Origin of the sequence: Pseudonocardia pini, assembly GCF_013870575.1 — a bacterium.
Lineage (GTDB): Bacteria > Actinomycetota > Actinomycetes > Mycobacteriales > Pseudonocardiaceae > Pseudonocardia > Pseudonocardia pini.
In genome coordinates this window covers 1-12297 of record NZ_JACBXB010000078.1, presented here as the reverse complement: position 1 = coordinate 12297, position 12297 = coordinate 1, and the positions used below count along the sequence as shown (strand labels likewise).

18 protein-coding genes and 3 tRNA genes are annotated in these 12297 nt (G+C 72.6%); 6 read left to right on the top strand and 15 right to left on the bottom strand.

The window, feature by feature from the left end:
* Both H5J29_RS07630 and H5J29_RS07625 read left to right on the top strand, forming a co-directional pair.
* On the top strand, positions 1 to 1008 hold a 1008-nt coding region (locus H5J29_RS07630; RefSeq protein ID WP_181780210.1), incomplete at its 5' end, for an aminotransferase-like domain-containing protein.
* Positions 1009 to 1072: 64 nt separating this feature from the next.
* The gene (locus H5J29_RS07625; RefSeq protein ID WP_181780209.1) at positions 1073 to 2176 is read left to right on the top strand and encodes a CaiB/BaiF CoA transferase family protein; all 1104 of its coding nucleotides are present in this window, start codon (positions 1073 to 1075) and stop codon (positions 2174 to 2176) included.
* A gap of 48 nt (positions 2177 to 2224) precedes the next feature.
* On the opposite strand, the gene rplA is transcribed toward H5J29_RS07625, so the two are convergent.
* The 5 genes from rplA to H5J29_RS07600 all read right to left on the bottom strand — a co-directional run bounded on the left by rplA (position 2225) and on the right by H5J29_RS07600 (position 4933).
* Positions 2225 to 2941 (bottom strand): 50S ribosomal protein L1, encoded by a 717-nt coding sequence (gene rplA / locus H5J29_RS07620; protein ID WP_181780208.1) that lies wholly within the window; start codon positions 2939 to 2941, stop codon positions 2225 to 2227.
* Between the two features lie 64 nt (positions 2942 to 3005).
* Positions 3006 to 3437 (bottom strand): 50S ribosomal protein L11, encoded by a 432-nt coding sequence (gene rplK, locus H5J29_RS07615; RefSeq protein WP_181780207.1) that lies wholly within the window; start codon positions 3435 to 3437, stop codon positions 3006 to 3008.
* A 64-nt stretch (positions 3438 to 3501) separates the two neighbouring features.
* Positions 3502 to 4401, bottom strand: coding sequence for a transcription termination/antitermination protein NusG (gene nusG / locus H5J29_RS07610; RefSeq protein ID WP_181780206.1), 900 nt, complete (start codon positions 4399 to 4401; stop codon positions 3502 to 3504).
* A 49-nt stretch (positions 4402 to 4450) separates the two neighbouring features.
* Complete coding sequence (gene secE, locus H5J29_RS36140; RefSeq protein ID WP_181780205.1) at positions 4451 to 4795, bottom strand: preprotein translocase subunit SecE; 345 nt, start codon at positions 4793 to 4795, stop codon at positions 4451 to 4453.
* A 62-nt stretch (positions 4796 to 4857) separates the two neighbouring features.
* A tRNA-Trp gene (locus H5J29_RS07600) sits at positions 4858 to 4933 on the bottom strand.
* Between the two features lie 181 nt (positions 4934 to 5114).
* Here H5J29_RS07600 and H5J29_RS07595 point away from each other — a divergent pair.
* Complete coding sequence (locus H5J29_RS07595) at positions 5115 to 6344, top strand: pyridoxal phosphate-dependent aminotransferase (protein WP_181780204.1); 1230 nt, start codon at positions 5115 to 5117, stop codon at positions 6342 to 6344.
* Positions 6345 to 6413: 69 nt separating this feature from the next.
* Here H5J29_RS07595 and H5J29_RS07590 read toward each other — a convergent pair whose 3' ends face one another.
* The 10 genes from H5J29_RS07590 to rpmG (H5J29_RS07545) form a co-directional block, all read right to left on the bottom strand.
* Positions 6414 to 6623, bottom strand: coding sequence for a hypothetical protein (locus tag H5J29_RS07590; RefSeq protein WP_312858111.1), 210 nt, complete (start codon positions 6621 to 6623; stop codon positions 6414 to 6416).
* Positions 6624 to 6696: 73 nt separating this feature from the next.
* Positions 6697 to 7104, bottom strand: a complete 408-nt coding sequence (locus tag H5J29_RS07585) for a MaoC family dehydratase (RefSeq protein WP_181780202.1) — start codon at positions 7102 to 7104, stop codon at positions 6697 to 6699.
* Positions 7101 to 7535, bottom strand: coding sequence for an FAS1-like dehydratase domain-containing protein (locus tag H5J29_RS07580; protein WP_181780201.1), 435 nt, complete (start codon positions 7533 to 7535; stop codon positions 7101 to 7103). Before H5J29_RS07580 ends, H5J29_RS07585 begins: the two co-directional genes overlap by 4 nt.
* Before the next feature lie 3 nt (positions 7536 to 7538).
* Positions 7539 to 7706 (bottom strand): 50S ribosomal protein L33, encoded by a 168-nt coding sequence (rpmG, locus tag H5J29_RS07575; protein WP_181780200.1) that lies wholly within the window; start codon positions 7704 to 7706, stop codon positions 7539 to 7541.
* A 41-nt stretch (positions 7707 to 7747) separates the two neighbouring features.
* Positions 7748 to 7820: transfer RNA gene (locus tag H5J29_RS07570), tRNA-Met, on the bottom strand.
* Positions 7821 to 7850: 30 nt separating this feature from the next.
* Positions 7851 to 7923: transfer RNA gene (locus H5J29_RS07565), tRNA-Thr, on the bottom strand.
* 101 nt (positions 7924 to 8024) lie between these two features.
* Complete coding sequence (gene rpsN, locus H5J29_RS07560) at positions 8025 to 8330, bottom strand: 30S ribosomal protein S14 (protein WP_181780199.1); 306 nt, start codon at positions 8328 to 8330, stop codon at positions 8025 to 8027.
* Positions 8330 to 8560 carry a 50S ribosomal protein L28 gene (gene rpmB / locus H5J29_RS07555; RefSeq protein WP_181780198.1) on the bottom strand — a complete coding sequence of 77 codons (231 nt, stop codon included), beginning with the start codon at positions 8558 to 8560 and terminating at the stop codon, positions 8330 to 8332. The genes rpsN and rpmB overlap by 1 nt, the downstream gene beginning before the upstream one ends.
* A complete protein-coding gene (rpsR, locus tag H5J29_RS07550) occupies positions 8557 to 8787 on the bottom strand; it encodes a 30S ribosomal protein S18 (RefSeq protein WP_181780197.1) in 231 nt (76 codons plus the stop codon). The genes rpmB and rpsR overlap by 4 nt, the downstream gene beginning before the upstream one ends.
* Positions 8787 to 8957, bottom strand: coding sequence for a 50S ribosomal protein L33 (gene rpmG / locus H5J29_RS07545; RefSeq protein ID WP_181780196.1), 171 nt, complete (start codon positions 8955 to 8957; stop codon positions 8787 to 8789). Before rpmG (H5J29_RS07545) ends, rpsR begins: the two co-directional genes overlap by 1 nt.
* A 79-nt stretch (positions 8958 to 9036) precedes the next feature.
* Between rpmG (H5J29_RS07545) and mrf the strand changes: the two genes are divergently transcribed.
* The 3 genes from mrf to H5J29_RS07530 all read left to right on the top strand — a co-directional run.
* Positions 9037 to 10251, top strand: a complete 1215-nt coding sequence (mrf, locus tag H5J29_RS07540; protein WP_181780195.1) for a ribosome hibernation factor-recruiting GTPase MRF — start codon at positions 9037 to 9039, stop codon at positions 10249 to 10251.
* A 421-nt stretch (positions 10252 to 10672) separates the two neighbouring features.
* Positions 10673 to 10903, top strand: coding sequence for a hypothetical protein (locus H5J29_RS07535; protein ID WP_181780194.1), 231 nt, complete (start codon positions 10673 to 10675; stop codon positions 10901 to 10903).
* Positions 10904 to 11290: 387 nt separating this feature from the next.
* Positions 11291 to 12297, top strand: a 1007-nt coding sequence (locus H5J29_RS07530) for an ATP-binding protein (protein ID WP_181780193.1), incomplete at its 3' end; no start/stop codon positions are given.

Genomic DNA, 12297 nt, shown 5'->3' with positions numbered 1-12297 from the left:
ACCGGCACCGCGGTGCTGCGCGAGGCCGTCGCACGCCGGTTCACCGCCCGCGGGGTCCCGACCACCGCGGACCAGATCCTGGTCACGACCGGTGCGCAGAACGCGATCGTGCTGGTCCTCACGCTGCTGGCGGGGCCGGGCGACCGCGTGCTCGTGGAGCACCCCACCTACCCCAACGCGCTCGACGCCATCCGCGGCCGGGGTGCCCGCCCCGTCCCGGTGCCGCTGACCGGCACCCTCGGCTGGGACGTCGACCTGTTCCGCGAGACGGTCCGGGACGCCGCGCCCGCGCTCACCTATCTCGTCCCGGACTTCCACAACCCGACCGGTGCCGTGATGGACCCGTCGGCGCGCGCCGACGTCGTCGAGCTGGCCCGGCGGACCCGCACGCCGGTGGTGATCGACGAGACCCTGACCGAGCTCCCGCTCGACGTCGCGGCGCCGGGACCGGTGGCCGCCCACGCCCCGGACTCGGCGCTGGTGATCACGATCGGCTCGGCCAGCAAGGTGTTCTGGGGCGGCCTGCGGATCGGCTGGATCCGGGCCGCCGCACCCGTGGTGCGCCGGATCGCGGCGCTGCGCCCCGCCGTCGACCTCGGTGGGGCCGTGCTGGACCAGCTGGTCACGGCCCGGCTCGTCGACGACGTCGAGGCGATCGTCGCCGAGCGCCAGGACAGCCTGCGGGAGGCCCGAGCGGACCTGCTCGAACGGCTCGCGGGATCCTTCCCGCAGTGGACCCCCAACCACCCCGCGGGCGGGCTGAGCCTCTGGGTCGACCTCGGCGCCCCCGTGTCGAGCCTGCTCGCCGGCGCCGCCCGCCGTCACGGCGTGCTGCTGGCCGCCGGGCCGCGGTTCGGCCTCGACGGCGCCTTCGAGCGGCACCTCCGGCTGCCCTACACGCTGCGCCCGGACCGGATGGCCGCCGCGGTGGAACGGCTGACCGCGGCCTGGCAGGGTCTCCACCATCAGCCGGACGGCGGATCCGCCGACCGGATCGCGGTGGCGTGACCCGCGACGCAGCCACGGGACGCGGTGTCCCCGTAGAGTCCTGAACGATCGATCGATGAGGAGGATGAGAGTGACCACTCGGAGCGGACCCCTCGCCGGCGTACGGGTCGTCGAGCTCGCCGGCATCGGCCCCGGACCCCACGCAGCGATGATCCTAGGCGATCTCGGGGCCGAGGTCGTGCGGATCGACCGGCCCGGCGGACTGAAGGTCGGGGGCACCCCGACCGATCCGACCCTGCGCGGCCGCCGCCGCGTGGCGGCGGACCTGAAGACCCCCGAGGGCCGCGAGACCGTGCTCAGCCTCGTCGAGAAGGCGGACGTCCTGCTCGAGGGCTACCGCCCGGGCGTCACCGAGCGGCTGGGCGTCGGGCCCGCGGACTGCCACGCGCGCAACCCGAAGCTGGTCTACGGCCGGATGACGGGCTGGGGCCAGGAGGGACCCATGGCCGCGCGGGCGGGCCACGACATCAACTACATCTCGCTCACCGGTGCGCTGCACGCCATCGGCCGCGGGAACGGCGAGCGCCCGGTGCCGCCGCTCAACCTGGTCGGCGACTTCGGCGGCGGTTCGATGCTGCTGGTCATCGGCGTGCTGGCGGCGCTGGTCGAGGCCCGGGCATCGGGCGAGGGCCAGGTCGTGGACACCGCGATGGTCGACGGGGCCAGCCTGCTCGTGCAGATGGTCTGGTCCATGCTCGACGCCAAGAGCTGGCAGGACGAGCCCGGCAGCAACCTGCTCGACGGCTACGCCCCCTTCTACGACACGTACACGTGCGCGGACGGGAGGTTCATGGCCGTCGGCGCGATCGAGCCTCAGTTCTACGCCGAGCTGCTCAAGGGCCTCGAGATCGACCCGAGCGAGCTGCCCCCGCAGATGGACACGCCCTCCTGGCCCGCCATCAAGGCCCGGTTCACCGAGGTCTTCCTGACCAGGAGCCGGGACGAGTGGGCCGCGGTCTTCGACGGCACGGACGCCTGCACCACTCCCGTGCTGGCCTTCGACGAGGTCGCGAAGCACCCGCACATTGCGGCGCGCAACACCATCGTCGAGACGGACGGCACGCCGCAGGCCGCTCCGGCCCCGCGCTTCTCGCGCACCACGACCGACGTGCCGGGCCGACCGGCCGACGTCGAGCCGGTGGACGCGATCCTGGCGGACTGGGTCTAGGAACGCGACAGGGCCCCTCCCGTGCGGGAGGGGCCCTGTCGTCGTGGATCAGGCGTTCTCGTCCACCAGCAGGTTGCGGGTGCGGTTCGGGTCGACCGGGATGCCCGGGCCCGTCGTGGTCGAGACGGTGATCTTCTTGATGTAGCGGCCCTTGGCGGCCGACGGCTTGGCCCGCAGGATCTCGTCCAGCGCGGCGCCGTAGTTCTCCACCAGCTTCTCGGTGTCGAACGAGGCCTTGCCGATGACCAGGTGCAGGTTGGCCTGCTTGTCCACCCGGAAGTTGATCTTGCCGCCCTTGATCTCGTTGACGGCCTTCGTGACGTCCGGGGTGACGGTGCCGGTCTTCGGGTTCGGCATCAGGCCACGCGGGCCGAGGATGCGCGCGATCCGACCGACCTTGGCCATCTGGTCCGGGGTGGCGATGGCGGCGTCGAAGTCCAGCCAGCCGCCCTGGATCCGCTCGATCAGGTCCTCGGCGCCGACGACGTCGGCACCCGCGGCCTCGGCCTCGGTGGCCTTGTCGCCGACGGCGAAGACGATGACCCGGGCGGTCTTGCCGGTCCCGTGGGGCAGGTTCACGGTCCCGCGGACCATCTGGTCGGCCTTGCGGGGGTCGACACCCAGCCGCATGGCGACCTCGACGGTCGCGTCCATCTTGCTGCTCGAGGTCTCCTTGGCCAGGTTGGCGGCCTCGAGCGGGGTGTACAGGGCGTCCTTGTCGATCTTGGCCGCCGACTGCTCGTAGATCTTGCTGCGCTTTGCCATCTTCAGTCCTTCTTCGAAGATCGTGGTAGGAGCCGCGCCCGGCTCTCCCACGCGTACGGAGTGGTCAGTTGACCGTGATGCCCATCGACCGGGCGGTGCCGGCGATGATCTTCACGGCGCCGTCGAGGTCGTTGGCGTTGAGGTCGCGCATCTTGGTCTGCGCGATCTCGCGCACCTGGTCCATGGTCACCGAGGCGACCTTGACCGTGTGCGGGGTGCCGGAGCCCTTGTCGACACCGGCGGCCTTGAGCAGCAGCCGGGCGGCGGGCGGGGTCTTGAGCTCGAAGGTGAACGAGCGGTCCTCGAACACGGAGATCTCGACCGGCACCACGTCGCCGCGCTGGGCCTCGGTGGCGGCGTTGTAGGCCTTGCAGAACTCCATGATGTTCACGCCGTGCTGACCCAGGGCGGGCCCGACGGGCGGAGCGGGCGTGGCCGCGCCCGCCTTGATCTGGAGCTTGATGATCGCGGAGAGCTTCCGCTTCTTGGGAGGCATTCTGGTTTCCTTGGGTGTCGACTCTCCCGGGACGGACCTGCCCCGCCCGGGAAGTGCGGGTCAGTCAGATCTTGGAGACCTGGCTGAAGGCCAGCTCGACGGGCGTCTCGCGGCCGAAGATGCTGACCAGCACCTTCAGCTTCTGCGCGTCGATGTTGACCTCGTTGATCGTGGCCGGGAGGGTGGCGAACGGGCCGTCCATGACGGTGACCGACTCGCCGACCTCGAAGTCGACCTCGACCGCCGACGATCCGCCGGACGAGGCGGCGCCGCCGCCCGACCCGGCGTTCGCGGCCGCCTTCTCCTTGGGCGCCTCCTGCTTCGGCAGCAGGAACTTGAGCACCTCGTTGAGGGTCAGCGGGGACGGCTTGTTCGTGGCCCCCACGAACCCGGTGACGCCCGGGGTGTTGCGGACGGCGCCCCACGACTGGTCGTTGAGCTCCATCCGGACGAGGATGTAGCCGGGCAGCACCTTGCGCTGCACCTGCTTGCGCTGGCCGTTCTTGATCTCGGTGACCTCTTCGGTGGGCACCTCGACCTGGAAGATGTAGTCCTCGACGTCCAGGGTCTGCACCCGGGTCTCGAGGTTCGTCTTCACCTTGTTCTCGTAGCCGGCGTAGGAGTGCACGACGTACCAGTCGCCCGGGGCCCGGCGCAGCGCCTGGGTCATCTCCTCGATGGGGTCGACCTCTTCGGCCGGCTCCTCGGGCAGCTCCGCGGCCGCCTCGACGATCTCGGCGCCCTCGGCGTCGGCGATCTCGGCGCCCGCGTCGGTCTCCGCGGCCTCGACGATCTCCTCGGACTCCTCGGCGAGCTCGGCGGTCTCCGCCGCGGCGCCGGGGGTCTCGGTGTCCTCGTCGTCCGTGTACGTGTCGGAGGCCGCGTCAGCGCCGTAAGCCGCCTCGACGTCGGCCGCCTGGACCGTCGTCTCGTCGTCGGCCGGTCGGCCGTCTGGGGAGGTCACGTGCTTCTCGCTTCCTTCGTCAGCGTGCGTCTGATGGTTCGGCCGTCCGCTAGGCCCCGAACAGGGCTTCGACGCCCAGTCCGAACACCCAGTCCAGCAGCGACACCAGCGCGACCATGAAGGCGACGAACACCAGGACGACGATCGTGTAGGTGACCAGCTGCTTGCGCGTGGGCCAGATGACCTTGCGCAGCTCCGCCACGACCTCGCGGAGGAACCGGACCAGCCGGGCGAACGGCGACGCCTTGCGCGGCGCGCCCTCGCCCCGGGAGCGGGTGGGCCTGCCCTTGCCGGGCGTGGTCACCGCTCCGGTACCGGGCTCCGGCGCGCGACGACCACGGCGGTCCGCCGCGGACCGGGGGCGCTCGCGCCCCGCATCACCCTCGTCGCTCACCGTTCGTCCTCACCGGCGGGCGGACGCCCGCCTTCGCCTAGTCCACTGGTCCTGTCCCGGTGTGGCAGGGGCGACAGGACTTGAACCTGCAACCTGCGGTTTTGGAGACCGCTGCTCTGCCAATTGAGCTACACCCCTTCGCCGCTCCGGACCGCCGGGGGACGGTCACGGAACAGGCGCACCGAAAGATCCGGCGCGCCCGGCGGAAACGAGTGTACGGCACCCCCGTCGGGGCTCCGCACGCCGCACCCCCGGGCCGGTCGGACCGCACCGAAACCCGGTGGCACCAGGGTACGCCCGGTGCGCGAGGATGAGGGCCATGTCCGCACCGACAGCATCGACGCAGCAGAAGGCCCGGGTCTCGGCCCGGATCGGCGGGATCGCCGAGTCCGCGACCCTCGCGGTGGACGCCAAGGCGAAGGCACTGAAGGCGGAGGGCCGCCCGGTGATCGGCTTCGGCGCGGGCGAGCCGGACTTCCCCACCCCGCCCGCGATCGTCGAGGCGGCGCAGGCCGCGGCCGCCGACCCCAGGAACCACCGCTACTCCCCCGCGGGCGGGCTCCCCGAGCTCAAGGCCGCGATCGTCGCGAAGACCAAGCGGGACAGCGGGTACGAGATCGCCGCGAACCAGGTGCTCGTGACCAACGGCGGCAAGCAGGCCGTCTACCAGACCTTCGCGACCCTGCTGGACCCGGGCGACGAGGTCATCCTCCCGGCCCCCTACTGGACCACCTACCCCGAGGCGATCGCGCTCGCGGGGGGCGTGTCGAAGGTCGTCGTGACCGGGCCCGAGCAGGACTACATGCCCACGGTCGAGCAGCTCGAGGCCGCGCGCACCCCCGCCACGAAGGTGCTGCTGTGGTGCTCGCCGTCGAACCCGACGGGCGCCGTCGCCTCCCGTGAGCTGACCGAGGCCGTCGGCCGCTGGGCCGTGGAGAACGGCGTCTGGGTCGTCACGGACGAGATCTACGAGCACCTCACCTACGACGGCGCCGAGGCGGTCTCGCTGCCGGTGGCCGTGCCCGAGCTGGCGGACACCTGCGTGGTGCTCAACGGCGTCGCCAAGACCTACGCGATGACCGGCTGGCGAGTGGGCTGGATGGTGGGCCCCGCGGACGTCATCAAGGCGGCGACGAACCTGCAGAGCCACCTGTCCTCGAACGTCGCGAACGTGTCGCAGCGCGCGGCGGTCGAGGCCCTCACCGGCCCGCTCACCGCCGTGGACGAGATGAAGGTGGCCTTCGACCGCAGGCGGCGCGCCATCGTGGAGCTGCTCTCGGCGATCCCCGGCGTGGAGTGCCCCACCCCGAAGGGCGCGTTCTACGCGTACCCGGACGTGCGGGGCCTGCTCGGCAAGGAGATCCGCGGGCAGCGGATGGAGACCAGCCTCGACCTGGCCGCCGCCGTGCTGGAGCACGCCGAGGTCGCGGTCGTGCCGGGCGAGGCCTTCGGCACCCCCGGCTACTTCCGGCTCTCCTACGCCCTGGGCGACGACGACCTGAAGACCGGCGTCACCCGCATGGGTGACCTCCTCCGCGAGGCGAAGTAGCCGCGGGCGGCCCAGGGACGCACGAGGGGCGGGCGACCGGTCGGTCGCCCGCCCCTCGGCGTGTACGGGCTACTTGTCGAGGTCCGCGAGGGCCGCGAGGGCCGCGGCGCGCTTGGCGTACTTCCACTTGGCCAGGTCACCGACGGTCTTGATGCCGAAGGCGGCCAGCTGCTCGTCGTGCTTCTCCGTGAGGCCCTCCAGCGCGGACGGCGGCGCGTCGAGGATCTCCGCGGCCGTCTTGTCCTCCCAGGCCTTGTCCACCAGCTTGCCGAACTTCACGTCGAGCTCCCTCCGATTGGAAAAGGTCGCAGGCAGCATCGACCCGCGAGCCGATCACGGCAAGGCGACACACTCAGTCGGGGAGGACGACCTCGGCGACGGCGCGACCGAGCACGCCCTTGCCGTCGAAGACGGCCTTGACGTCCACCTTGGCGATCCCGTCCGAGACGTCCGAGACGACCGCGGTGACCGTGACGGTGGCGCCCGCATCGTCGTCCGGGACGAGGACGGGGCGGGTGAACCGGGCCCCGTAGCTGCGGACGCGAGAGGGGTCGCCGACCCAGTCGGTGACGATCCGGCCCGCGGCGCCGAGGGTGAGCATCCCGTGTGCGATCACCCCGGGCAGCCCCGCGACCTGGGCGATCCGGTCGCTCCAGTGGATGGGGTTGAAGTCGCCCGACGCGCCCGCGTAGCGGACCAGGTCGGCGCGGGTGAGGTGCAGCTCCAGCGGCGGGAGCTCGGTGCCCTTCTCGACGCTCATGCCTGCGTGACCAGCAACGACGTGGTGGTGGCCACGGGCTCCTCCGCGGTGGCGACCTCGCAGCGCAGGGTCAGCATGTGGCTGCCCGCGCGCGTGGTGAGGCTGTCCACGTGGATCGTGGTGAACAGGTCGTCCCCACCCAGGATCGGGCGGTGGAAGACGATCCGCTGGTCGCCGTGGACCATGCGGGTGTAGTCCCAGTCGAAGGCCGGGTCCTTCAGGAACGCCTCGATCAGCGGCATGGTGAAGGTGGTCGAGAACGTCGGCGGCGCGACCAGGTCACGATGACCGGCGGCGCGGGCGACGTCGAGGTCGAGGCTCAGCGGGGAGGTGTCCCCGATGGCGGCGGCGAACTCGCGGATCTTCTCCCGGCCGACCTGGAACGGACCGACGGCCGGGAGGGCACGTCCGACGAAGGACTCGTCGGGCACCGGTCAGCGGGTCTCGCGGTGCGCCTTGTGGGTCCCGCAGTTCGGGCAGAACTTCTTCACCTCGAGCCGGTCGGGGTCGTTCCGCCGGTTCTTCTTGGTGATGTAGTTGCGGTGCTTGCAGTCCTCGCAGGCAAGCGTGATCTTCGGCCGGACGTCCGTCGCCTTGCCCATGGGAATGCCTCCTGCTTAACGCTGCTGATCAGTCATCTGTGTAGCGGTGGCCGGACTTGAACCGGCGACACAGCGATTATGAGCCGCTTGCTCTACCACCTGAGCTACACCGCCTTGCGAGCCTCGTCACCGAGATCCGCTCGGAGCCCCTTTACGGAATCGAACCGTAGACCTTCTCCTTACCATGGAGACGCTCTGCCGACTGAGCTAAAGGGGCGGCACGGGTCCGCAGGAGTGTCTCCTGCGAGCCGTGGAGAACTCTACACAACGCCCCGGGGGCACCCGGAAACCGGGGGTCCCCCGAGGCGTCGTCGCAGGTCACCAGCTGGATTTCGTCACTCCGGGCAGCATGCCGGCGTGCGCCAGCCCGCGGAGCGTCACGCGGGAGACCCCGAACCTGCCGACGTAGCCGCGCGGGCGCCCGTCCGTCGAGTCCCGGTTGCGCACCCGGGTGGCGCTCGCGTCCCGCGGTTGGCGACGGAGCTCACGTTCGGCCGCGGCCCGCGCCTCGGCCGGCGTACCCGGGGCGGCGATCAGCCGCTTCAGCTCCCGGCGGCGCTCGGCGTACCGGGCGACCACCACCTTGCGGCGCTCGTTCGCGGCGATCTTCGCGGTCGTCGCCATCAGGGCCTCCCTCCCTGTGCCCGGATCCGGGCCACGGCGGCCTCGATCCCGATCCGGTCCACGGTCTTGATCCCCTTCGCCGAGAGCCGGAGCCGGATGTGTCGGCCCTCGGACGCCAGCCAGTACCGCTTGGCCTGCACGTTCGGGTCCCAGCGGCGCGAGGTGCGGACGTGCGAGTGCGACACCCGCTTGCCGAAGCCGGGCTCGCGCCCGGTCAGGTCGCACCTCACCGGCCCGTGCCCGGGTAGGGCAGCAGCGCCATCTCACGGGCGTTGCGGATCGCGACCGCGACCTGCTTCTGCTGCTGCGGCGTCAGCCCCGTGACCCGACGGGCCCGGATCTTGCCGCGGTCGGAGATGAACTGGCGGAGCAGTGCAGCGTCCTTCCAGTCGACCTCCTGTCCCTTCTTCAGCGGGTTGCGCTTCTTGCGGACCGGCCGGACCGGGCGCGGCGCCATCAGCGCTCCTCGCGGAACTCGACGTGCCTGCGCACCGCCGGGTCGTACTTGCGCAGCACGAGGCGGTCGGGGTCGTTGCGGCGGTTCTTGCGGGTCACGTAGGTGGTTCCGGTCCCTGCGGTGGACCGCAGCTTCACGACCGGCCGTACGGCGGCGGACTTGGAGGCCACGCCACCCTCCTCTCGTCATGGAAACGGTTGTCATTTACGGTAACACCACGACCCCCGAACCCCTTCCCGAGGAGGAGCCGTGACCGAGCTGCTGGTGGTGACCGGCCTGCACGCCGTCGGCGTCGAGCGGGTGATCGGCCGGATCCGGGCCGCCGACCCGGACGCGGTGGTGCTGCACCACGACCTGCGCGACGTCGGCGCGGGCCTGGTCCGCAGACGCATGCGGGACCGGCGGATCGACACGCTGACCGAGCTGCGCCTCGCGCACGGCTGCGTCTCCTGCACGCTGCGTGAGGACCTGCTGCCGACGCTGCGTGACCTCGCCGGGCGGGTGGAGCGGGTGGTACTGCACCTCGACCCGGCGCTGGAGCCCGAGCAGGTGTGCTGGGCGCTGCGCCACGTGCTGGTGGACGGTGTGCCGGTCGGGGACCTGGTGGACCTGCGCGGTGTCGTCGCGGCGGTCGACGCCGAGACCTGGCTGGACGACGCGACCGGGGACGAGCCCGTCGCGGAGCGTGGCCTCGCCGACCTGCCGGACGACGAGCGCACGGTGGCACAGCTCGCCGTCGGGCAGGCGGAGTTCGCGGACCTGCTGGTGCACACGGGTGCCGCGGACGCCTGGCGGCACGCCCGCGTCGACGCCGTCCTCGCCCGGTTGGCACCCACCGCGATGCGCGCCCGGGTCGCCGACCTCGACGGCGACCAGGTGCTCCTGCGCCGCGCCCACGCGGAGGCCCGACGGGGCAGGCCCGACGACGTGCACGCGCCGCTGCTGCGCGGGGCGCCGCCGCTGGAGACGGACTGCGGCGTGCGGATGCTGGTGTTCTCCGCGCGCAGGCCCTTCCACCCCGACCGGCTGCACGAGGCGATCGACCTGCTCCTGGAGGGGATCGTGCGAGTGCGCGGGCGGGTCTGGCTGGCCACCCGCCCCGACGACGTCCTGTGGCTCGAGTCCGCGGGCGGCGGCCTGCGGATCGGTGGGGCGGGCGAGTGGCTCGCGGGGCGGGGCGCCGCGGCGTGGGAGCAGGCCGCGGCGGATCGGCGGGCCCTGGCCTCGCTCGGCTGGCACCCCCGCTTCGGCGATCGGGCACAGGACGTCGTCGTGCTGGCGCACGCGCTCGACGCCGACGGTCTCGACGCCGTCGGTGCGGCGCTGCAGGGTGCGCTGCTGACCGAGGCGGAGCTGGCGGCGCCCTGGTCGACCCTTCCCGACCCCTTCGGCTTCCACCACACGGACCCGTGCGGCGAGCCTGCCGTTCCGGAGTCGCGGCTCGGGTGGGGTGAGGAGCGGTGACCGGCTTCTTGATCGCACGTTTCGTGCTCTCAGCGCTGCATGATCGTGATTGAGGTGCGGTCAGTGCGGTGGCGACAGCGCTGACAGCACCTTCTCGACGATCATGGTCGCGGCGCGGGAGGGGCCGCGCTGCGGACAGTCGCGCGCCGGGCAGCGCAGCACCGCTCAGCGGGCAGCACCGCTCAGCGGTCAGCACCGCTCAGCGGGCAGCACCGCTCAGCGGGCAGCACCGCTCAGCGGGCAGCGCAGCACCGCTCAGCGGGCAGCACCGCTCAGCGGGCAGCACCGTCGACAGCGCAGCACCGCGGGCAGCGCACTGAGGCACCCCTCAGGTCCACCTCGGCGGACCCGGTCTGCTCCTCCTCCCGACGGCGTGATCGCCCGATGTGGGGGTGGGGGCCTCAGGCGGAGTGTCATCGTCATGACCTACGACGCGACCTTCCTCCACACCCTCGTCGACGAGCGCCGCGGCGCGCTGCTCGCGGAGGCCGACACCGCCCGCCTGGCCCGCATCGCCCGTCGCTGGCAGCGGGCGATGCGTCGGTCCCCCTCCCCGGAGCCGCCGCCGCGGTACTCCCCGTCCACGGCACCCGGCGCAGCGGAGCCGGTGGGGGCGTCGGCCCCCCAGTGCCGCGTCCCCGCCGCCCGGTGACCACCGCCCGGCGGCGTCGCAGGCGAACGGCGCTTGGTGATCATGGCAGGGTGTGATCACCGGGCACGAGTCCCACGGCATCGACGCGCGAGTCGGGTACCAGGGCGCGAGAGGCACTCGGTCTCCGAGGGCACCACGGGGAAGCACCCTCAGCGCCTGGTCGCTGCTGCGTGGAGCGGGCTCACCCCCCTCGGTGATCACCAGCAGCGGAGCGAGACCGGCGCTCCCGATCATGTGACTCGGGCCCGGCGAGCCTCGCCCACCGGTCAGGCGCAGGGAGCGCCCTCGGCGCCTGTCGACCACTCCGCGGGAGGACCGGGCGTCGTGTGGGCCGCTCGGGGTGCGCCGCGGCGGAATGACGGCGGGGTGTCGGGGGTGCGTGCGAGCATGAACGCCGTGCCGAGACCGGGGGTGGGGATCGGGCTGGTCGGCCGGGTGGTCGAGCGGTCCGCGCTCACCGCTGCGCTGGACCGGGCGCGGGCGGGGCGGAGTGGGGCGGTCCTGCTGTCGGGGGACGCGGGCGTCGGGAAGTCCCGGTTGGTCGGCGAGCTCACCGCCGCGGCGGGGGACGCCCTGGTGCTGCTCGGGCGGTGCATCGAGACCGCCGGGGCCGAGCTGCCGTACCTGCCGTTCACCGAGGTCGTCGGGCAGCTGTCGGCGGCGGAGCCCGCGCTCGCGGAGCGGATCCCGGGACTGCGCAGGCTCACCGCCGAGGGCGGTGAACCCGAGAGGGGCGGCCGGGAGCTGGGCCAGCTCCAAGTGTTCGACGCGCTGCTGACGGCCCTGGGCGCGGTCGAGCGGCCCGTGCTGTTGGTCCTGGAGGACCTGCACTGGGCGGACCGCTCCAGCCGCGACCTGTTGGTCTTCCTGCTCTCGCGGCTCGCCGAGCAGCGGCTGCTGGTGGTCGCCACCTACCGGGCGGACGACCTGCACCGCAGGCATCCGCTGCGGCCGGTGCTCGCCGAGATCGTGCGACTGCCCGCCGTCGAGCGGCTGGACCTGGCCCCGCTGCCCCCGGCGGAGGCGTTCACGCTGGTCAGCGAGCTCGCGACGGACCTCGGGCTGGAGGAACGCGAGCTCCGCAGGCTGGCCGCCCGCAGCGAGGGGAACGCGTTCTTCGCCGAGGAGCTGGTGTCCGCGGCGGGCGGCGGCGGCCTGCCGGAGGCGCTGGCGGACGTGCTGCTGACCCGGTTCGAACGGCTGCCCGCCGCCGCCCGGCAGGTGCTGCGGGTCGCGTCGGTGGCCGGGAGCAGCGTCGCGGACGACACGTTGGCCCAGGTCAGCGGGCTGGCCGCGGCCGAGTTCACCGAGGCGGTGCGGGAGGCGGTGGCGCACCAGGTGCTGGTCACGGACCCGCGCGGCGAGCTGGCCTTCCGGCACGCCCTGCTGCGCGA

Excerpts from the sequence above, each read along its gene's own strand:
- rpsR (WP_181780197.1), bottom strand. The coding sequence starts at position 8,787 with ATGGCGCCGCGCCCGGTCCGGCCGGTCCGCAAGAAGCGCAACCCGCTG.
- rpmG (WP_181780200.1), bottom strand. The coding sequence starts at position 7,706 with ATGGGCAAGGCGACGGACGTCCGGCCGAAGATCACGCTTGCCTGCGAG.
- rplK (WP_181780207.1), bottom strand. The coding sequence starts at position 3,437 with ATGCCTCCCAAGAAGCGGAAGCTCTCCGCGATCATCAAGCTCCAGATC.
- H5J29_RS07585 (WP_181780202.1), bottom strand. The coding sequence starts at position 7,104 with ATGAGCGTCGAGAAGGGCACCGAGCTCCCGCCGCTGGAGCTGCACCTC.
- rplA (WP_181780208.1), bottom strand. The coding sequence starts at position 2,941 with ATGGCAAAGCGCAGCAAGATCTACGAGCAGTCGGCGGCCAAGATCGAC.
- rpsN (WP_181780199.1), bottom strand. The coding sequence starts at position 8,330 with ATGGCGACGACCGCGAAGATCGCCGCGAACGAGCGCCGCAAGGTGGTG.
- H5J29_RS07625 (WP_181780209.1), top strand. The coding sequence starts at position 1,073 with ATGAGAGTGACCACTCGGAGCGGACCCCTCGCCGGCGTACGGGTCGTC.
- H5J29_RS07535 (WP_181780194.1), top strand. The coding sequence starts at position 10,673 with ATGACCTACGACGCGACCTTCCTCCACACCCTCGTCGACGAGCGCCGC.
- H5J29_RS07595 (WP_181780204.1), top strand. The coding sequence starts at position 5,115 with ATGTCCGCACCGACAGCATCGACGCAGCAGAAGGCCCGGGTCTCGGCC.